Origin of the sequence: Wolbachia endosymbiont of Encarsia formosa, from assembly GCF_039540065.1 — a bacterium.
GTDB lineage: Bacteria > Pseudomonadota > Alphaproteobacteria > Rickettsiales > Anaplasmataceae > Wolbachia.
The window spans coordinates 774,634-794,340 of record NZ_CP154278.1; the positions used below are offsets into that span (position 1 = coordinate 774,634).

A 19,707-nucleotide genomic window follows, 5' to 3' on the forward strand; every position below is an offset into this window, starting at 1 on the left:
TAGATTTCTTTTATAATCAGGTGTCATTTAAGTAGCTGATACTGTAGCCCAAATTCCATAACTTCATCCCAATGTGATACTTTATGCCTTTTTTCTCTACTAAATCTTTTAGGGTATACTTTTATTTTAACCTCCAGCTTCTTATTTTTTGTGATATTTTGTACCTTATAGAGATATTTGCCATCATTACAGCTGCTAGCGATTACTCACGAAAACAACCATATATACCTGATTGTAGACAATTTGAGTATGATTTTGTTTATTTTGGATGTTATTAAAAGTAAAACTTTTGGCAATATCAAAGATCCTATTTCTTTTTATCAGTCAATCAATTTTAACAATACAACTTTTTAATTTATTATTATATTGATTTTGAATTTTCTTTACATGAAACGAGGGATTCTAAATTAACCTTATAGTTTCCTATATGTAAGCATAGAAATATTTGAATCTTCCAATAATTCCCGAACTTCTTTCTCAGTAAATTTTGCAACTGATTTGTTTTTCGTAGCTAAACTTTCAGAAATACCTTTTCTCCTTTCGATCATGCCTAAATCCTCAAAGTTAACATCAAAATAAAGTAGTTCTAAAATTTCTGCAGCAGAGTTATATACTTCTTCCTTTGTAATATCAAAAAGTGCTATACAATTAGGGTCAAAAAGTGAAAAGCTTTCTTTAATGTCACTATTTCGCCTTACTAACATTGCATGTCCACTACCATTTAGACGAGTAAAATATAGAGTTGCATAGTATCCAGGTTTTACTTTATCTATATTTTTGCTAAGTATTGCGCTGTTTATTTTATATTTTCCTGTCGTTCTATCTTGAACCATAATACATTTATGGTCTTCACATGAAACATAATCATTAGGTTAGCAACCATGACGCTCATAAAATAACCTTTCTCTATACCATCTCTCTCGTCGAAAAAATGATGCATCAGAAGAAATCATATCTAATAACTTTTTTTTCTCATCATTTGTAAGTTTTTTTTGTTGATTAACAAAAACTTTGCTAAAAGCCACGCTATTCCGCAAATAATCATTTTTTATCACCCAGTCACACAATATCTCACATAGTCCTCTTATATATCCCTTTTCTTTTGACATACTAAAGTCTGATAACACTTCCACAAACATACGTAAATACAAGCTACTTAATGAATAATTACTTTTTATCCAATTAGGTATAATCCAATATAATGGGTCAAAATTATAAAATTCCCTAGGTTTTCCTTCTAGAACGTGAAGTTTAAAATAATGACTCTTATGCTTATTAACAAAGTCAATCAAGGGTCCTTGAAAAAAAGTAATAGCATTTTCCAGTTTTTTATCACTTACTATACCTTTTAAGCATTCTTTAAAAGTAGGCATATTGTTACCAAAAGTATAACCTACATCTATATTGGCATTACAATGCTAACAATACATTAATGCTACAAAATTCACATACGAAATGGTAACTGAAATAGAAATAGTTAAATTATTGGCGAAATTAGAGATATTATGATAAGCTAAGAATGAAATTCAACCATTAAGATTAAAGTCTCACTTTTACCCACAAATAAAAAAGTGAGTAAAATGGATACCAAATAAATTTGGGATTAAAATGAGTGAAGTAAGTACAAATGTGCAATATACTGATGGCTTAGGGGATAAATGGCTGGAAAGAGAGTTAAAACACGTTAATTTAGGAAATACAAGACTTAATAAGAGACTTATTAAAACAGGATATTGTATAGAGGGTAAGGCGTCTGGATCAATTAATCAAAGCTGTAGTGGATGGAAAGAAGCTAAGGGTGCATACAGATTATTTAGCAATGAAAAGCTTAAGGATAAGGAAATTTATTCTTCCCATTACAAAGAAACTATGGAGAGAATGAAAGGAAATCAGTTTGTTTTTTCAGTTCAAGATACAAGTTATTTGGATTTTGACTCTCATATAAAAACCAAGAGGCTAGGTAGTATTTCTAAAGCTTATACGAAGAATAAAATGGGTTTACTGTTGCACAGTGCCTTAATAGTCAGCAAAGGAAGGATTGCCTTTAGGTCTATCTTCTCAACAATGTTGGGCACGTTCTATTAGGGAAAAAGAAAAGGCACAAGAAAAAGCAAACAGGAAATACCGTACCTCCATAGAAGAAAAAGAAAGTTATAAGTGGATAACAGCTCTCAAAGAAAGCATAAACAACCTTCCTGCAAATGTACAACTTGTTACCCTTGGTGATAGAGAGGCAGATATCTTCAAATTTTTATGGATCACTGAGACATTAGGTAGTTTTTATGTAATCCGTAATCGAACTAATAGAAGATTTATCTGTACTGAAATTGGAAAAACAGATTTGCAAACACGCATCACTCAACTGCCAGTAAAGAAGAAAATTTCTCTATAAGTTAATAAAGATAGAAACCAAAGATCAAGGAAAGCTAATATTGAAGTTAAGTATATGAAAGGCTATATACCTATCAGATCTTCTTCAATTTATGGATCAAAAGACACAGTGCATAAAATAAGTGATAAAATCCCTGTATATGTGGTAAGTGCAAAAGAAACAAATCCTCCTGAAGGATTGGAAGCTATTGATTGGACTTTGCTGACTAATGTACCAGTTAATAGCACTTTAGATGCTATAGAAAGGATAAATTGGTATAAGCTAAGATGGAAAATTGAGGAGTATTTCAGGGTTTTAAAATCAGGATGTAAAATATAAAGCTCTCGTTTAACTAGAAAGGAAAGGCTACAGAAATTAATTGCTATAAAGAGCATTATTGCATTTAAAATTTTATATTTAACAAAAGTCGCTTTATCAAATCCCATGGAAACCTGTACTAAAATTTTAAGCAATGAAGAGTGGAAGGCCCTTTTCATACGTGAGCATAAAGTAGCTACATTGCCAGAAGAACCTCCAAAAATAAAACAAGCTATTATTTGGTTAGGAAAATTAGGTGGATTTATGAATAGAAAAAGTGATAATTTACCAGGGGCTATGACTCTATGGCGGGGCTATGAAAATCTTAAGGAGAGCATAGTTATGCTTCACATCATGACCTCTCAAAATTGTGGGTAAAAGTGAGTCTGTTATCCGAGTGTCTAACACTGGTTCTTTTTCTTTTTGGTCAAGTGCTGGAATAACACCAGGTGGCATATTGTTACTCTGTATAGAAAATTTGTGCAGTTGTGGGAAAAAGAATTGTGCCGTATTAAAAAAATTGAATGGCTGAAAAAGAGACCTAAACCAGGAAATATTTTCATGCATTGCAGCAACAATTACTGGTGCGCGTGTAATTTGCTTTCTGTTACTTACTATATTGTAGCCAAACGAACCTTGCACAATTTGGTTGCCTTGCGTGTTCCCTTTTTCAACCACATTTTCGTTTTTATTTTCAGTTTCTTCTGCTTGTAACGTATCTTGACTTTGCTCCTCGCTTTTAGCTTTTTCTACATGTTTTAGCTTATCATTTAAGAGTGCCTCGATTTGTTGCAAGCTACCGAGGTTGATGTTTTTAACGTCTGTTTGTAGCGTTATTGTTATGCTCTGCAGAAGGATTTGAATTGAAGCATTACTTATGAATTCTTCTACAGTTTTATTAGCTTTATGGTAGTTGTTGTATAGTTCTTCGCTTTCTTTTGCTACTTTTATATTGGCTGTGAAGTTTTTCTCCTGAGAAAGGCAGATTTTAAAAAAGTCAATAAAATGTTTTATTTGAGGTAATATTGTATTAGGGTTTACCTCTGTTAGCAGCTTGATCTTAAATGAAAATTCTTGTGTATCGCTTGTAACATTTTTTGAGCGAATAGTGCTGATTTCTACTACTTCATCGGAAAATACTTTGCCTATCTCTTTAGATTTATCTTTGAAAAATTTAGGTAAATCTTCTACCTCATATTTTCTCTTAGTTTTAACGTTGACGGGGATTTTTCCTGTATCTTGAAACTTATCTTTGAGAAGTTTTGATAAGCTTTCTGCATTAGTTCTAACGCCAGAAACTGCTTTGTTTACATTTGTTTTTAAACCCGCTAAGGACTCAGGTAAATCCTCTACACGAGCTTTAAAGGTAGGAATTACTCTACTTGTGTTTTTTTTAGCCTTATCCATAAAAGACTTAAATGAATTTTTTGTTTGCTCCCACGGAGTTGTGGTATCATTACTGTGCATGTTTCTAATTTTTTAATTTATTAATATAATATTAATAAAAAAATATAATTAGTCAATAAGTTAATAGTAAAAGCACTCTTGCATAACAGCAGCGTGTTGGATTCAATAAAAGCAGAAGAAGTTACTTTACAAACCTCATCAGTCTCCTTATTATGATAATAAGAGTATTTATCCTTGTTTTTAATCTCTGCAGATTTAACAACAAAATTCAGTAAAAAACTCAGGTATATATTGGCGGATTACATAAAATTATAGCGGCTTTTTTTATTTTTTCTACATTCAGCCAAAATCCGCTTAAAATAAGCGTTAGAACATTATTACAATGCCAATTTACATTATAAAACTCACTACTGGGAGATTCTTTTGCCTTTTTTTTTGCTTGGTGAATTTCTTAATATTCTGGATTAGTTAGGAGTCCTATAGAGATGTCATTCCAGCACTTGATGCTGGAATTCAGGAATTTTTTGAGCACGAAAGTTATGCTAAGTTTTTATTGTTAAGTAAAGGCTGGATTCCATTGTAGGAGCACTGGAATGACGGAAGAAGGAAACACTCGGATAGGGGCAATTTTAATGATACCATCATAGAGATCAGCTACTCTGATGACAACTTTTTATGCGAATAGTTTTATTGATGATATTAAAGATTTCACTATAATGAAAGTTTAAGCTAGCGTTTTTAAGGTGAACAAAGAGCTAATAAGTGAAATACCTTTACTTGAAGATAAGGCAGTTTCTGAGATTGAAAGTGCTGCTTCTTTGCAAGATTTAGAAAAAGTTAGGTTGTCATACTTGGGGAGGAAGGGTGTAGTAAAAGCTTATTTCGATGACTTAAAGAATATAGATGATGCAGGAGAAAAACGCGACCTAGGTGCAGTGATTAATGTTTTACGCAATAAGATAGACCAGCTTATAACAAGCAAAGAAAATGAACTAAAAGATAAAGAAGTTAAGTTAAAACTGCAAAATGAAGCAGTTGATATCACACTGCCTGTCAGACCAGAAAGAATTGGCAAGATTCATCCACTGAGCAAAGTTATAAGTGAAGTAAAGCTCATTTTTGCACATATGGGCTTCAAAGCAGTTGATGGTTCTGATATTGAAGATGAATTTCACGTGTTTGATGCGCTCAATACTCCAAGTCATCATCCTGCGCGAGAGGAGCAAGATACCTTCTACTTAAAGAATAAAATAAACGATAAAAGAATGGTGCTGCGCACTCATACCTCATCTGTGCAGATTAGAACTATGGAAAAGACAAAAACTTTTCCAATTAAAATAGTGGCTGCAGGCAGGGTATACAGAAATGACTTTGATGCAACTCACACTCCTATGTTTCATCAGATAGAAGGGCTTTATGTTAATGAAAATGTCAATATGGGCCAATTAAAATTTACTATTCATCGCTTCCTTAGTAAATTTTTCGGAGATAAAGGTCTAAAAATACGCTTTCGTAATAGTTTTTTTCCTTTTACTGAGCCTTCTGCAGAAGTGGACATAAGTTATAAAGGTAGTAAATGGATTGAAGTACTTGGATGTGGTATGGTGCATCCAAATGTCTTTAAAAATGTTGGAATAGACCATACTAAATACAGTGGCTTTGCATTTGGGATTGGTATAGAAAGGCTAGCAATGCTGAAATATCAAATTAGTGATATAAGGAGCTTTTACGACAATAGAGTTAGTTGGATCAACCATTATGGTTTTCATTTTTCGTCTTTAAGATAAGTGACAAATAAATCTTATACATTTGTTGTACTTGCTGCTGGGCATGGTAAGCGAATGAATTCAAGCTTGCCTAAGGTTCTGCACAAAATAGGTAATTTCTCCATGCTTGAGCATGTCATTTACAATGCAAAGCAGCTGAATCCTGAAAAAATAGTTATTGTAGTCGATTTGCCTTTAACTCAAAGGCTGAAATGCTTTGAGGGTATAAAACTAATTACACAAGAGTCAACGCTCGGTACAGGGGATGCAGTCAAAATTGCAATGAGAAACCTGAAAGAATTGTCAGATATAGTTGTTGTGCAGTATGGGGATACTCCACTAATAAAAAGCAGCACAATAACTAAAATGATAAGCTGCTTAGGAGAGAGCAATGCTTTAGTTTGTCTTGGGTTTAAAACTAATAATAAAGGATACGGTAGACTAATTATTGAGAACGGCTCCCTAAGAGAAATCGTAGAAGCACAAAATGGTAGAAATAATGATGAGGAATTTCTTGCTAATGCCGGAATAATGGTTGCACGTGAAAAGAATCTACGTGAATTGGTGGAGAAAATAGAGTGTAATAACCAAGCTCATGAATATTACTTGACCGATATCGTTGCCATTGTAGTAAAGAGTAATTTAAATGTCGGCTATGTTATTGCTGATGAGGAGGAGGCAACTGGCATAAACAATAGGAATGACCTTGCAACGGCCGAGTTTTACTTTCAAGAAGAAAAAAGAAAGTTTTTCACTAACTCTGGAGTAACGCTTGTTGCTCCAGAAACTGTTTTCTTCTCTCTTGATACGCAAGTTGGTATGGATTCGATTGTTTACCCATACGTTTTTTTTGGTCCTGGAGTAAAAATAGGATCTGGTGCTAGGGTTGGTCCATTTGCCAAATGTGAAAATACAACAATAGGTGATGGTGCAATCATAGGTAATTTTGTTGAAACAAAAGCAAGTGATATAGGTATAAATACTAAGATAAAGCACTTAAGTTATATAGGAAATACTCAGGTAGGGCAGGGGAGTAACATAGGTGCAGGTACCGTTATTTGTAATTATGATGGGAAAAAGAAACATAAAACAAATATTGGAAGCAATTGTTTTATTGGTGCCAATAGTTCATTAATTGCACCGCTTAATGTTCATGATGACTCTCTAGTTGCAGCAGGTAGCGTTATAGTAGAGGATGTGCCAGAGAAAAGTCTTGCAATTGCAAGAGAAAGGCAAATAACTAAGAAAATAAAATAACTCTAATTTTTATTACGCGAATTATGTTATTTTTAATATATGCATTAGTATACATGTATATCAATATACATGTTAAAAATGAAAAAGTTGCTGATTTTGGTGGTCTGTTGTTTCCTGTAAGTACCGTCTTTTGGAGTTGATTGGATTAAAGATAGAATCTATACTTCTTTATCATATAGCCGGCTTGGTATTAACTATGATGTTGGTTTTCACTATACAAATAGCACTAAAATTTCAGTTGGCTATGTAATCAAACCTATTATTAATTCTGTAATCAAACCTACTCTTGATGAAGAATTTGGAGGAGTTATAGGGCTTATGGCAAAGCTTCATTATCATCATCAATTTGAAAGTACGGATATTACTCCTTATGTTACTTTTGGTGTAGGAGGTGGAGCTAAAGTATCTCCACCAGCACAGCAAGGTCAACAGCCAGACGTAGAAAAGTTTTTTCCTACCAGATAGGTTCTGGTATTAGTCTTCCACTTTCTGAGAGAACGAATGTTTTCGCTGGCTATAAACTTCACAAGTTCAGTGAGTTTTCTCATGGGTTTGAACTTGGAATGAGTTTTAATTTGTAAGCTCTGATTGAATGTTTTTAGTGAAAGCTTATTAACGTCGTAAAGTTTCCATGAGACTAAGAGAATTTAAGAGTAGTCAAGTTTTTGAACTTGACTACTATCCAAGGAAAAGCAGGTAAAGGTAGAAGTATTTCATGTTTTTATTTATATTGACAGTATGTGTAACATCATTTACGATTAGTATTAATAACAATAATTGATATTTGTCATGTTTGCAGTAATCGAAACTGGTGGAAAGCAGTATTTAGTAAAAAAAGGCAGCATAATTAAAGTAGAAAGATTACAAGCTGAAGAAAAAGAGGAAGTGGAAATCAATAAAGTGATTTGTGTTTCAAGTAATGGATTATCTTGTTCATCTAATGCTGTTGTTAAAGCTGAAGTACTGGAGCAGTGTAGAGATAAAAAAATTATAATCTTTAAGAAAAAGAGAAGAAAAAATTACCGTAGGAAAAATGGTCATAGGCAGTATATTACTGTTCTTCGTATCAATGAAATTAGTCTTCAAAAGTAAGAGGTAAGATATGGCAACTAAAAAATCAGGTGGTAGTTCCTGTAATGGTAGAGATTCGGCAGGGCGTCGGCTCGGGATAAAGAAGAATGGTGAGGTTATTTCAGGTAACATAATTGTACGTCAAAGAGGTACAAAATTTCATCCTGGAAAGAATGTTGGTATGGGTAAAGATCATACGATTTTTGCTAAAACGAAAGGCTGGGTGAGTTTTAGAAAATCAGCAAATAAAAAGACGTTTATTGATGTTGTGCCTACAGATGATATGCAAGCCTTGGCTTGAATAGATACGGGTCTGTAGCTCAGGTGGTTAGAGCGCACGCCTGATAAGCGTGAGGTCGGAGGTTCAACTCTTCCCAGACCCACCATTTAAATTTGCAATAGTTTTGATATTGTGTAACTAAACGATGGTTTTACATAAGAATTCAGTAACCAGTGAATCAGTAGCAGCCGGTCATCCAGATAAAGTAGCAGACCAGATTTCAGATGCAATACTTGACGAATACCTTTTTAATGACTCTTCCTCTCGTACTGCAATAGAGACTTTAGTTACTAAAGATAATGTTATTATAGCTGGGGAAGTATTTGGGCCGAACATTGAAAATAGCAAGATTGAAAGTATTGTACGGAATACAATAAAAGATATTGGTTATGAGCATGATGGTTTCCACTGGGAAACAGTGAAAGTAAATATATTGCTACATGAACAATCAAATGACATTGCAATAGGTGTGGATCAAGGTGCTGGGGATCAGGGCATAATGTATGGCTATGCAACAATAGAGACAGAAAGCCTCATGCCGGCACCCATTTTTTATGCACACTCGATTCTGAGAAATATCATGAGTATGGTCAAAGGGGTAAAGCTTGGTCCTGATGCAAAATCGCAAATCACTTTGGCGTATGAGAATAACCTTCCAGTGCGTGCTGAAAGTATTGTTGTTTCAATACAGCATCTTGAGGATATGAGTCAATTGAAAGTGAAGGAAATAATTTATCCTTACATAGCTTCATCTTTACCTGAAGGGTGGATGTGCCCTAAAGAAAATCTCTTAGTCAATCCAACAGGTAGATTTGTTATTGGTGGACCAGTTGGTGATTGTGGATTAACCGGACGAAAAATTATGGTTGATACTTATGGAGGATATATTCCACACGGTGGAGGAGCGTTTTCTGGAAAAGATGCAACAAAAGTTGATAGATCCGCAGCTTATATGGTGAGATACCTTGCTAAAAATATTGTCTTTGCAGGTTTAGCTGAACGTTGTCTTGTGCAGCTTTCTTATGCAATTGGTGTCTCAAAACCTACTTCATTTTACATTGATACATTTGGCACGAATACAATAGATGAAGAGAGGATTAAAGGGTTTATTGAAGGTAACATAGATTTATCAACTAAAGGCATAATAAGACATTTATCACTTAATCGTCCTATATATAAACGTACAGCCTGCTATGGGCATTTTGGTAAAGAATCGGAAAGTGATGGTGGATTTTCTTGGGAAGGTGTGGACTTATCTACTGATTTTTGTAAAGAATTTAATATAGAAGAAGAAAAGAGAGAATGTCTTTAAACTATTAAACTCTTTTATTTCTAGCTTGATACTGATATAATAACTTATTATAAATTGTAAGTAACTTTTTAGTAACTATACTAGTTTTAATATTTATGAGGCTTACAAGATGTCCGACAAACCAAAAGAAGAATTTTACGATATTGCTGTAAGAGAGTCATCTGGCCTTATTGAAAAAATAATAAAACATCCTTTCAATGTTGAATTGATGAACAATACGCTAGATTATGAAAAGTTTAAATTTTATCTTCAGCAGGATTTTTTATATTTAGTGGACTGTACTCGTGCTTTATTGATTATTACAGCTAAAGTTCATGACATTGAAATAATGAGCAGCTTAATAAATGTGGCAAGAGGAACATTTGATGTTCGGAGGCAATATAAAGAACATTTTGGAGATTGTGATTTATCTGATAATCACAAAAAATCAAGAGCCTGTTCTGCCTTTACTGACTTTTTCATGCGCGCTGCATATCACAGTTCTGTTGCTGAAGCTTTATCAGCATCTTACCCTTGCTTTAACATATACCAAATCATTCTACAGAATATGATGAGTGAGGTAACATCTGATGAGGTTAAAAATAGCAAGTACGAAGGATGGATCAATATTTACAATAGCAAAGCAATGAATGCTGCAATTGATGAGTTTACTAATGTTACGAATAAATTTTATAAGAAAGCTGGAGATTGTGAAAAAAGAAGGATGCATGAGTTTTTTAAGAGAGGTTTAGAGATAGAAATATTGTTTTGGGATGAGATGTATTCTCTAGCATAGTCTGTAGTATTAACACTAAATTATATTCTAGTTTATGTGATGTTCAGTGGTATAATTAAGAGCTATTATGGGTCAAATCTTTTAAAGGATATTATTGAGCATCCTTTCAATTTTGAATTAGCAAATAATACTTTAAACATAGAAAACTTCAAATTTTATATACAACAAGATGCATTCTTTTTAGCTGATTATATTCGTACTGTTTTAATGATTGCATCAAAAATGGAGAGTTGTAATAACATTGTTCCATTGATTGGGGTGGCTAAAGGGTCAATAGAGATTATGAAAGTGTTATACAACCACTACTTTGCTGTGTATTCCATAAATCGTGGAGAAAAGTCGCTTGAGTGTTTCAATTTTACTAACTTTCTTTTGTCTACTTCATATAGCGATGTTTATGAAGCTGTAACAGTTCTTTACTCTTGCCATTTCATATATAAAATTGTTGTTGATAATATGAGAAATAAAATTAAAAAAGATAATAGGTATAAGGATTGGCTTGATTTTTTTTGCGGTAATTTGATGGAATCTTGATGTGTTGCTTTGGAAGATATTGTTGACGAATATTGTAACAAAGTAGGAGAAAGTGAAAGAACCAGAATGCTAGAATTATTTAAAATAACTGCACAATTTGAGTTGGATTTTTGGAGTGGGGTATATAATTTTTCAAAATTTAATCAAGATTTTAAGAAATATTGACAATTTTAAGCTAATTTGTATGCTTAATACGTATTTTTGAAGATGATATGAAAAGTAAAGAACATGATTTTCACTTAGTGGACCCAAGTCCCTGGCCAATTGCTATATCAGTAGCAATTTTTGTTCTTGCACTTGGGTTAGTTGGTGTATTTCATAAACAAACTTCTGGAATATTTGGTTTAGTTTTAGGAATCTCTGCAGTATCAGGTGTACTGTTTTATTGGTGGAGAGATGTAATAAGAGAAGCAATTTATGATAAATGCCATACTGCCATTGTAAAACATGGACTCAAGCTTGCAATGTACTTATTTATCCTCTCGGAAGTTGTGTTTTTTATAGCGTTCTTTTGTTCATTCTTTAAAGCCTGGCTTGATCCGGTTTTTTTATTTGAAGCGTTTTCTCCTACAAAAAAAGTTGAATGGCCCCCTGAAGGCATTTTACCACCGGATCCGTGGTCGTTACCATTTATGAATACACTAATATTATTGCTTTCTGGTACAACAATTACTTCAGCACATCATTTTTTACTTGAAAATGATAAAAAAAGAATGATTAAAATGCTGTCTATAACTATATTGCTTGGGATGTTCTTTATAATAGTGCAAGCAATTGAGTATTATGAAGCAAGTTTTTCTCTACAAGAAGCGGGAGAGAAACTTATCTATACATCCAACTTTTACATGATTACTGGTTTTCATTGTGTGCATGTTATAATAGGTATAATATTTTTGTCAGTATGTTTATTTAGAGCTCGAAAAGATCAATTTACACCTCAAGATCACTTATGCTTTGAGTTTGCTTCTTGGTATTGGCACTTTGTCGATCTAGTCTGGATATTTTTATTTCTGTTTATTTATTGGTTAAGCCTTTATTAAGTGATTAAAATAATAGGCCTAGATCCAGGGATGAGTAAGACTGGTTGGGCCATTATTAGACTGGAAGAAAAAAATAATATTAAATTTTTGGATGGTGGCACCATATCAACTGATAGTAAGTCGGGTATAGGTGAGCGTCTACATATAATTTTTGAAGAATTAAAGAAAGTAATTTCTTTATACTCTCCAGATGAAGCTGCTGTAGAAAAAATTTTTGTTAATAAAAATCCAAAATCTTCACTAACTTTGGGATATGCAAGAGCAATTGCAATTTTAATATTACAAATGACGGATTTACCCATGAATGAATATGATGCAAACTATATAAAAAAGAGCATTACCGGAAATGGTCATGCTGATAAGGATCAGATTATATTTATGGTGAAGCAAATAGTTAAAAACTTAAATATAAAATGTCATCATACTGCTGATGCTCTTGCTACAGCAATTTGTCATGCTTATACGAGAAGTTCTTGTTTTATTGAATAGTTTTACATGAATTAAGTTAAAAAAACTATTTGATGGTATTTATCTTATCTAACGTTCGTTGCAGAATAATACATGCAGCAATTTTATCATCTATTTTTTTTGATTTTGTGATTGATATTCCAGTAATTTTTAGTGCGTGAGTTGCAAGAGATGTTGATAGACTTTCGTCTTGTAGGTATATGTGTACTTTACATTTTTTTATTATTTTATTTGCAAACTGGATTATTGCTTTACACCATTCAGTCTCTTGGTCATCTATTTTGAATGGTAGTCCTATTACCATTGATCCAGATTCATTTTCTTTAAGCACTCTATTTAGATAACCTAAATCTTTGCTCATATTTCTTCTATAATATATACTATGAGCTGTAGCTATAAGCTGTGTTTTATCACTAAATGCTATGCCTATTTGTTTTTCTCCCATATCAAGGCACATTATACGTTTATCTCTTGGAATAGACTTTAGAAATTCATCTGGATTTCTATGTATCATCTATGAAAACATAACTTTTGTACAATTGTATTTTTGTGACAGTAAGTTATGTACAGTCTACTGGCATGATAGACATTCATCATAATTAATATCTGTTTTTTGTTGCAGTATTTCACTTTTTTTGAATATGTCATGTGAGACCTTGTCAGCTCTCTGCATTGATTGTGATCTGCAGTAATACAAGCTTTTTAATCCTTTTTTCCAAGCAAGCATATGTATTTTGTGTAAGTAACGTTTATGCACATTGGCAGGTAAGAACAGATTTACTGATTGAGATTGACAAATATAAGGAGTTCTATCACTTGCATGTTCTATGATCCATTGTTGATCAAGTTCGTATGCTGTTTTAAATGTCAGTTTTTCATGCTTGCTAAGAAAATCTAAATGCTGAACAGAACCCTCATTTGTTGAAATTGAGGACCATGTTTCATCATTGTCTTGATTTTTTTCTGCTAGTAGTTTTTGCAAGAATTTATTTCGTACTACAAATGAACCTGTCAATGTCTTCTGTATAAATACGTTTGCTGCATACGGCTCTATTCCAGGAGAAGTGTTGCCTGCGATAATCGAAATTGAGGCAGTTGGAGCAATAGCGAGCTTATGTGTAAACCTTTCCATTAGATCGATTTCTTTAGCGTCAAGACATGGCCCTTTTTCTTCTGCTAATTTTTTAGAAACTACATCTGCTTGCTCGCGCAAATGCTTAAATATTTTTTTATTCCATTGTTGGGCTGTTACTGATTCAAAAGGAACCATTTTACTTTGTAAAAATGAATGAAAACCCATCACGCCAAGACCGATACTACGCTCTCTTATTGCGGAATATTTTGCTCGCTGTATTTCATTTGGTGCTTGGTTTATGAAATCCTCTAATACATTATCAAGAAAACGCATTATATCTTCTATGAAAAGCTCATTATCTTTCCATTCTTCGTAGTATTCAAGATTTACGGATGATAAACAACATACAGCAGTGCGTGACTTTTTCAGGTGATCGTAACCTGTAGTTAAAGTTATTTCACTGCATAGGTTTGACATTTTGATGTCTAAGTTGAGTTTTTTGTAAGATTCTGGCTTATTGTTATTTGTTGCATCAAGGAAAATAATGTAAGGTTCTCCAGTTTCAACTCTTGCTGTTAATATTTTAATCCATATATCCCGTGCTTTTACTGTTGAAATAACTTTATTGTTATGAGGGCTTATTAAATCCCATTCTTGATCATCTTCAACAGCTTGAATAAACTTATCTGTTACTATTACAGCATGATGTATATTTAATGCTTTGCGATTTGGGTCACCACCAGTTGGCTTGCGTAAATCCAGAAACTCTTCTATTTCTGGATGCCATACAGGAAGATAAACTGCTGAGCTTCCTCTTCTTAAGGATCCTTGGCTGATTGCAAGCGTCAGAGCGTTTTGTACTACGATAAATGGCACAATTCCTGATGTTTTACCGCTACCTTTGACACTTTCACCAATTGAACGTAAATTTCCCCAATAACTACCTATTCCACCACCACGTGCAGCGAGCCAAACATTTTCATTCCATAAATCAACTATTCCCTGTAAGCTATCTTCAGTTTCGTTAAGAAAACAGGAAATAGGCAATCCTCTCTTGGTACCACCATTACTAAGTATTGGAGTTGAAGGCATGAACCATAAATTGCTCATGTAATCATAAAGACGTTGTGCATGCTCTTTATTATCAGAGTAGTAATTGGCAATACGTATAAAGAGATCTTGATAACTTTCATTTTCTATTAAATACCTGTCCAATAGAACTGCTTTTCCAAAATCAGTTAATTTACTATCCTTTGCGTAGTTAATAGCAATGTAATTCATAAGGCTCCTTTTATAATAACATAGAAATTTATTTGAGCGATTTCTCGATTAAGTTGTTAAATTTTTTTGTGGATACTGTAATGCAAACAAGATACCATCAACTTGGCTGCCATATATTTTACAGTAACTCATTTGACTTATTTGCATATTTGTTTCTTTTGCAACATGCTGAATATAATCTTCTGAGTGACGAAAATAATCTCCTTTCTTTACAAAGTCAATACCTTTACTTTCCTTTCTTCTTACTAAACATACAATAATCCCTTTTTTGTTTGTCAATCCTTTTGCTAGTTCCAATTCTGCTAGAAAATCATGTAGATAGTGTAGCACTTCAGCAAAGATAATTACATCATATTGCTGATTCTTCTCTTGTTTAAGAAATTCTTTCATTTCTGTATGTATTAACTCATCGTAAACAGGTTTACCTTTTATAAAGCATCCTCTTGCAATATTGAGCATTCTATTTGAGATGTCAACTCCTGTTATGCGACTTCTAATATTACTTATTTTTAGGAAGTGACCACATATTCCAGTACCGCAACCAAGGTCGAGTATATTCAGTTCAGAAGTGGAGTTGTTAAAGACTTTTGTAATTATCATGTGTATGAGTTCATGCCCTCTGTATTGTTTGGCAATTAGCCAATGCTCAACAAAATATTCACCTGTGTAATCAAAATATTGCTTTATGAGATTTTTAGGCAATTCTACGATATATGATGTGTTTGTTATTTTTTTTAAGTAGTAAGAAGCTTCTTTGTGACTACTATCTAATTTTAACGTCTTTGTTAAATAATTATAAGCTTTATTAGTATTTCCTACTGCAAAATGACATCTTCCAATATTATACCAGATTATAGGTAAATTGGGGTAGAATATGCTAATTAACCAAAATCTTAACTTTGCATCTGATATATTACCTTTATAGAAGTGATATAACCCGATTTCAATGTTGGTATTTAACAGGTTTTTAGATTTTTCAAGAAGCACTATAGTTTCTTTATGGAGATTATTGTATCTATCCATAATGAAATTTTTTACTTTTTTAATGTTTAATAAGCAAGTAAGCTTAGATATACAATTTAAAGCAAAGTTTTTTATAAGAGATAGATTACTTTTCATACATTAGAAATACTCCAAATGTTCATTGTCATTTTTAGGTAACTAATTTTAACACATTTTATCTTACAAAATATCTTTTTCATTAATTTTTCTGTACATATCAATTTATAGAATATTTCTCAGATTTTACTGTTTAAGATTGTTGATAATAATAGGTAAATGTTTTGTATAAAAAGGCGTTGACATATGATTTATCAGATTGTAACATATAAAAGATTAGTTTTTAGATGTTTGAAAAGTTTTATGGTAGAGATTATTTAATCTCAATTCAATTGTAAGTTAATATTTAACTCTGCATATTCTACATATAGTCAGATAAATAAATTATTAAGAGCACTTGATGGATGCCTTGGCGTTAAGAGGCGATGAAGGACGTGGCAGGCTGCGATAAGCTGTGGGAAATTGTCAACAAATTTTGATCCGCAGATTTCCGAATGGGGAAACCCAACTAGCTTAGCTAGTTATTATATACTAAGTATATAAAGCAAACTTGGTGAACTGAAATATCTAAGTAGCCAAAGGAAAAGAAATCAACCGAGATTCTGTTAGTAGTGACGAGCGAAAGCGGAAAAGGCTAGTGATTTAAAAATAAGAATTAGAATACTCTGGAAATGGTAACCATAGAAGGTGATAGTCCTGTATAAATAGAAAGTTTTTAAATCCTTGAGTAGAGCGGGGCACGTGAAATCCTGTTTGAATGTGGGGGGACCATCCTCCAAGCCTAAATACTCCTTAACGACCGATAGTGAACAAGTACCGTGAGGGAAAGGTGAAAAGAACCCCGGGAGGGGAGTGAAATAGAATCTGAAATCAAGTGCTTACAAACAGTTGGAGCTCTATATCAATTTATTGATATTTAGAGTGACAGCGTACCTTTTGCATAATGGGTCAGCGAGTTAATCTATGAAGCAAGCTTAAGCCGTTAGGTGTAGGCGTAGCGAAAGCAAGTCTGAATAGGGCGTTTAGTTTTATCGATTAGACCCGAAACCAAGTGATCTAGTCATGACCAGATTGAAGGTATGGTAAAACATACTGAAGGATCGAACCAGTTAATGTTGCAACATTATTGGATGAGTTGTGATTAGGGGTGAAAGGCCAATCAAACTTGGAAATAGCTGGTTCTCTGCGAAATCTATTTAGGTAGAGCGTTGTATTTATGTTGTTGGGGGTAGAGCACTGGATAGACTAGGGGGATTCATCGTCTTACCAAATCTAACCAAACTCCGAATACCAGTAATTAATTATACAGCAGACACACTATGGGTGCTAAGTCCGTGGTGGAAAGGGAAACAGCCCAGATCACTATCTAAGGTCCCAAAATTACAGCTAAGTGGGAAAGGAAGTAGAAAAACCATTACAGCTAGGAGGTTGGCTTGGAAGCAGCCATCCTTTAAAGAAAGCGTAACAGCTCACTTGTCTAAATAAGTTTTTCTGCGCCGAAAATGTACCGGGGCTAAAGCTGTATACCGAAGATGTGGGTGCTTATTGATTTCGATTAGTAGGCGCGGTAGCAGAGCGTTCCGTAAGTCTGTGAAGGTGGTTTGTGAAAACTGCTGGAGATATCGGAAGTGAGAATGCTGACATAAGTAGCGTAAAAGAGTGTGAAAAACACTCTCACCAAAAATCTAAGGGTTCCTACGTTAAGTTAATCTGCGTAGGGTTAGTCGGTTCCTAAGGCGAGTCCGTAAAGGAGTAGTCGATGGCAATTAGGTTAATATTCCTAAACCTCTTAAGTGTGACGGGTTTTGTATTTGTATAGGTCTTATTGGATTGATCTATGCTTAAAAGAAGCTCCAGGAAATAGCACTTATATTTATGAGGCCGTACCGTAAACCGACACTGGTGGATGAGTAGAGTATACTAAGGTGTTGAAAGAATGATGTTGAAGGAACTCGGCAAATTATACCTGTAACTTCGGAAGAAGGGTAACCTGCTTTTAGGCAACTATAAGTAGGTGGCACAAAATAGGGAGTAGCGACTGTTTACTAAAAACACAGGACTCTGCAAACACGTAAGTGGAAGTATAGGGTCTGACGCCTGCCCGGTGCTGGAAGGTTAATAGGAAGAGTGCAAGCTCTGAATTGAAGCCCCAGTAAACGGCGGCCGTAACACTGACGGTCCTAAGGTAGCGAAATTCCTTGTCGGGTAAGTTCCGACCCGCACGAATGGCGTAACGATTTCTCCACTGTCTCCAACATCATTTCAGCGAAATTGAATTCCCCGTGCAGATGCGGGGTACCCGCGGTTAGACGAAGAGACCCCGTGCACCTTTACTATAACTTTACATTGCTATTAAAAATGTGATGTGCAGGATAGGTGGGAGACTTTGAAGTTATGGCGCTAGCTGTAATGGAGTCGACCTTGAGATACCACCTTTTACATTTTTAATATCTAACTATGTTTCATTATCTGAAACTAGGACATTGTATGGTGGGTAGTTTGACTGGGGCGGTCGCCTCCTAAAAAGTAACGGAGGCGTGCGAAGGTAAGCTAGAGCTGGTCGGAAATCAGCTTGATAGTACAATGGCATAAGCTTGCCTGACTGCGAGGCTGACAAGCCAAGCAGAGACGAAAGTCGGTCATAGTGATCCGGTAATTCTGTATGGAAGGGTTATCGCTCAACGGATAAAAGGTACGCCGGGGATAACAGGCTGATGGTGTTCGAGAGTTCATATCGACGACACCGTTTGGCACCTCGATGTCGACTCATCACATCCTGGGGCTGGAGAAGGTCCCAAGGGTTCGGCTGTTCGCCGATTAAAGTGATACGTGAGTTGGGTTTAGAACGTCGTGAGACAGTTCGGTTTCTATCTGCCGTGGGTGAAGGAAATTTGAGAAGATCTGACTCTAGTACGAGAGGACCGAGATGGATATACCTCTGGTGTACCAGCTGTTATGCCAATAGCATCGCTGGGTAGCTATGTATAGATGGGATAATTGCTGAAAGCATATAAGCAAGAAACCCTCTTCAAAAAGATTTCCCAATTAAGGCCGTGGGAGACTACCACGTTGATAGGCTAGGTGTAGAAGCATGGTAACATGTGAAGCTAACTGGTACTAATAGCCTGATTGATTTATTTGCTTTCTATATGTGCATATGCAGTGTTAAATATTAAATTAAAATTTATTAAGTAAGAAATTTTTGTTGACTTGGTGGCTATAGCAAAAATGAACCACCCGATCTCATTTCGAACTCGGAAGTGAAACTTTTTAGCGCCGATGATACTTAAAAAGGGAAAGTAGGTCGTTGCCAAGTTTATAAAAATTTCTCCTTATTTATATCTTTTCAGTAGAGCGATGAAACAAGGTAAACATAGAGTAGCTTGTGAGGTAATATAACTGATCTTTTAGAACTCTGCGAAAACTTTAAGATAAAAGTAGAAAATTTAAAAGTAGAATTTGTCACCTATTTGCAAATTAGGAGGAGAGATAGCAACATTTAACAAATCATCAAACAATTGATCTTCTGAAAATCAAACTTTATATAATTGAATATTAATTAAGTTATTGGAGATGAGGAGAAAGAAGAAGTAGCAAACTATCAAGAAGAAGATACATTCGGTCCAAGAGTTAGTTGATAATTGTAGTACTCAGTTGATTTTATAAAAATTAAAAACGTGAGAATTATAATTG

20 protein-coding genes, 1 tRNA gene, 2 rRNA genes and 1 pseudogene are annotated in these 19,707 nt (G+C 34.2%); 18 read left to right on the forward strand and 6 right to left on the reverse strand.

The window, feature by feature from the left end; genetic code table 11:
- Positions 1-413: 413 nt before the first annotated feature.
- Complete coding sequence (locus tag AAE962_RS04115) at positions 414-833, reverse strand: hypothetical protein (protein WP_343288690.1); 420 nt, start codon at positions 831-833, stop codon at positions 414-416.
- Positions 834-872: 39 nt separating this feature from the next.
- Positions 873-1,373 carry a hypothetical protein gene (locus AAE962_RS04120; protein ID WP_343288691.1) on the reverse strand — a complete coding sequence of 167 codons (501 nt, stop codon included), beginning with the start codon at positions 1,371-1,373 and terminating at the stop codon, positions 873-875.
- 235 nt (positions 1,374-1,608) lie between these two features.
- Here AAE962_RS04120 and AAE962_RS04125 point away from each other — a divergent pair, with 235 nt between their 5' ends.
- The 4 genes from AAE962_RS04125 (at position 1,609) to AAE962_RS04140 (ending at position 3,067) form a co-directional block, all read left to right on the forward strand.
- A complete protein-coding gene (locus AAE962_RS04125) occupies positions 1,609-2,085 on the forward strand; it encodes a transposase DNA-binding-containing protein (protein WP_343288676.1) in 477 nt (158 codons plus the stop codon).
- Positions 2,039-2,392, forward strand: a complete 354-nt coding sequence (locus tag AAE962_RS04130; RefSeq protein WP_343288677.1) for a hypothetical protein — start codon at positions 2,039-2,041, stop codon at positions 2,390-2,392. Before AAE962_RS04125 ends, AAE962_RS04130 begins: the two co-directional genes overlap by 47 nt.
- 54 nt (positions 2,393-2,446) lie before the next feature.
- On the forward strand, positions 2,447-2,710 hold the full coding sequence (locus tag AAE962_RS04135) for a hypothetical protein (RefSeq protein ID WP_343288678.1): 264 nt from the start codon (positions 2,447-2,449) through the stop codon (positions 2,708-2,710).
- 105 nt (positions 2,711-2,815) lie between these two features.
- Entirely contained in the window at positions 2,816-3,067 is a 252-nt protein-coding gene (locus AAE962_RS04140) for an IS4 family transposase (RefSeq protein ID WP_343288679.1), read from the forward strand.
- On the opposite strand, the gene AAE962_RS04145 is transcribed toward AAE962_RS04140, so the two are convergent.
- Complete coding sequence (locus tag AAE962_RS04145) at positions 2,993-4,096, reverse strand: hypothetical protein (RefSeq protein ID WP_343288692.1); 1,104 nt, start codon at positions 4,094-4,096, stop codon at positions 2,993-2,995. The genes AAE962_RS04140 and AAE962_RS04145 overlap by 75 nt on opposite strands.
- Positions 4,097-4,839: 743 nt before the next feature.
- On the opposite strand from AAE962_RS04145, the gene pheS reads away from it, so the two are divergent.
- From pheS to ruvC, 12 genes and pseudogenes are all read left to right on the forward strand, one after another.
- Complete coding sequence (gene pheS, locus AAE962_RS04150; RefSeq protein ID WP_343288693.1) at positions 4,840-5,883, forward strand: phenylalanine--tRNA ligase subunit alpha; 1,044 nt, start codon at positions 4,840-4,842, stop codon at positions 5,881-5,883.
- Positions 5,884-7,119, forward strand: a complete 1,236-nt coding sequence (locus AAE962_RS04155; RefSeq protein WP_343288694.1) for an NTP transferase domain-containing protein — start codon at positions 5,884-5,886, stop codon at positions 7,117-7,119. It begins immediately after the preceding gene.
- Between the two features lie 144 nt (positions 7,120-7,263).
- Positions 7,264-7,700, forward strand: a pseudogene (locus AAE962_RS04160) (hypothetical protein).
- 208 nt (positions 7,701-7,908) lie between these two features.
- The gene (rplU, locus tag AAE962_RS04165) at positions 7,909-8,211 is read left to right on the forward strand and encodes a 50S ribosomal protein L21 (RefSeq protein ID WP_015588327.1); all 303 of its coding nucleotides are present in this window, start codon (positions 7,909-7,911) and stop codon (positions 8,209-8,211) included.
- A 10-nt stretch (positions 8,212-8,221) separates the two neighbouring features.
- On the forward strand, positions 8,222-8,491 hold the full coding sequence (rpmA, locus tag AAE962_RS04170) for a 50S ribosomal protein L27 (RefSeq protein WP_343288695.1): 270 nt from the start codon (positions 8,222-8,224) through the stop codon (positions 8,489-8,491).
- 8 nt (positions 8,492-8,499) lie between these two features.
- A tRNA-Ile gene (locus AAE962_RS04175) sits at positions 8,500-8,576 on the forward strand.
- A gap of 39 nt (positions 8,577-8,615) precedes the next feature.
- Complete coding sequence (gene metK, locus AAE962_RS04180; protein WP_343288696.1) at positions 8,616-9,782, forward strand: methionine adenosyltransferase; 1,167 nt, start codon at positions 8,616-8,618, stop codon at positions 9,780-9,782.
- A gap of 109 nt (positions 9,783-9,891) precedes the next feature.
- Entirely contained in the window at positions 9,892-10,557 is a 666-nt protein-coding gene (locus tag AAE962_RS04185; RefSeq protein ID WP_343288697.1) for a TenA family protein, read from the forward strand.
- Between the two features lie 39 nt (positions 10,558-10,596).
- Positions 10,597-11,091: a TenA family transcriptional regulator gene (locus tag AAE962_RS04190; protein ID WP_343288698.1), complete on the forward strand. Its 495-nt coding sequence runs from the start codon at positions 10,597-10,599 to the stop codon at positions 11,089-11,091.
- Positions 11,092-11,100: 9 nt separating this feature from the next.
- Entirely contained in the window at positions 11,101-11,256 is a 156-nt protein-coding gene (locus AAE962_RS04195) for a hypothetical protein (RefSeq protein WP_343288699.1), read from the forward strand.
- A gap of 47 nt (positions 11,257-11,303) precedes the next feature.
- The gene (locus tag AAE962_RS04200) at positions 11,304-12,131 is read left to right on the forward strand and encodes a cytochrome c oxidase subunit 3 (protein WP_343288700.1); all 828 of its coding nucleotides are present in this window, start codon (positions 11,304-11,306) and stop codon (positions 12,129-12,131) included.
- A complete protein-coding gene (ruvC, locus tag AAE962_RS04205; RefSeq protein ID WP_343288701.1) occupies positions 12,132-12,620 on the forward strand; it encodes a crossover junction endodeoxyribonuclease RuvC in 489 nt (162 codons plus the stop codon).
- A 25-nt stretch (positions 12,621-12,645) separates the two neighbouring features.
- Here the strand turns inward: ruvC and ruvX are convergent, their stop codons facing one another.
- The 3 genes from ruvX to AAE962_RS04220 are packed head-to-tail and all read right to left on the reverse strand — an operon-like array spanning position 12,646 to position 16,074.
- A complete protein-coding gene (gene ruvX / locus AAE962_RS04210) occupies positions 12,646-13,113 on the reverse strand; it encodes a Holliday junction resolvase RuvX (RefSeq protein WP_343288702.1) in 468 nt (155 codons plus the stop codon).
- A 57-nt stretch (positions 13,114-13,170) separates the two neighbouring features.
- Positions 13,171-14,955, reverse strand: coding sequence for a ribonucleoside-diphosphate reductase subunit alpha (locus AAE962_RS04215; RefSeq protein WP_343288703.1), 1,785 nt, complete (start codon positions 14,953-14,955; stop codon positions 13,171-13,173).
- A 48-nt stretch (positions 14,956-15,003) separates the two neighbouring features.
- Complete coding sequence (locus AAE962_RS04220; RefSeq protein ID WP_343288704.1) at positions 15,004-16,074, reverse strand: methyltransferase domain-containing protein; 1,071 nt, start codon at positions 16,072-16,074, stop codon at positions 15,004-15,006.
- 317 nt (positions 16,075-16,391) lie between these two features.
- Between AAE962_RS04220 and AAE962_RS04225 the strand changes: the two genes are divergently transcribed.
- Positions 16,392-19,156 (forward strand): 23S ribosomal RNA (locus AAE962_RS04225).
- 67 nt (positions 19,157-19,223) lie between these two features.
- Positions 19,224-19,330 (forward strand): 5S ribosomal RNA (gene rrf / locus AAE962_RS04230).
- The last annotated feature ends 377 nt before the right edge of the window (positions 19,331-19,707 follow it).

Coding starts and splice junctions, on each gene's coding strand:
- AAE962_RS04115 (WP_343288690.1), bottom strand. CDS start 833: ATGGTTCAAGATAGAACGACAGGAAAATATAAAATAAACAGCGCAATA.
- AAE962_RS04120 (WP_343288691.1), bottom strand. CDS start 1,373: ATGCCTACTTTTAAAGAATGCTTAAAAGGTATAGTAAGTGATAAAAAA.
- AAE962_RS04125 (WP_343288676.1), top strand. CDS start 1,609: ATGAGTGAAGTAAGTACAAATGTGCAATATACTGATGGCTTAGGGGAT.
- AAE962_RS04135 (WP_343288678.1), top strand. CDS start 2,447: ATGAAAGGCTATATACCTATCAGATCTTCTTCAATTTATGGATCAAAA.
- AAE962_RS04140 (WP_343288679.1), top strand. CDS start 2,816: ATGGAAACCTGTACTAAAATTTTAAGCAATGAAGAGTGGAAGGCCCTT.
- AAE962_RS04145 (WP_343288692.1), bottom strand. CDS start 4,096: ATGGATAAGGCTAAAAAAAACACAAGTAGAGTAATTCCTACCTTTAAA.
- rplU (WP_015588327.1), top strand. CDS start 7,909: ATGTTTGCAGTAATCGAAACTGGTGGAAAGCAGTATTTAGTAAAAAAA.
- rpmA (WP_343288695.1), top strand. CDS start 8,222: ATGGCAACTAAAAAATCAGGTGGTAGTTCCTGTAATGGTAGAGATTCG.
- metK (WP_343288696.1), top strand. CDS start 8,616: ATGGTTTTACATAAGAATTCAGTAACCAGTGAATCAGTAGCAGCCGGT.
- AAE962_RS04185 (WP_343288697.1), top strand. CDS start 9,892: ATGTCCGACAAACCAAAAGAAGAATTTTACGATATTGCTGTAAGAGAG.
- AAE962_RS04190 (WP_343288698.1), top strand. CDS start 10,597: ATGTTCAGTGGTATAATTAAGAGCTATTATGGGTCAAATCTTTTAAAG.
- AAE962_RS04200 (WP_343288700.1), top strand. CDS start 11,304: ATGAAAAGTAAAGAACATGATTTTCACTTAGTGGACCCAAGTCCCTGG.
- ruvX (WP_343288702.1), bottom strand. CDS start 13,113: ATGATACATAGAAATCCAGATGAATTTCTAAAGTCTATTCCAAGAGAT.
- AAE962_RS04215 (WP_343288703.1), bottom strand. CDS start 14,955: ATGAATTACATTGCTATTAACTACGCAAAGGATAGTAAATTAACTGAT.
- AAE962_RS04220 (WP_343288704.1), bottom strand. CDS start 16,074: ATGAAAAGTAATCTATCTCTTATAAAAAACTTTGCTTTAAATTGTATA.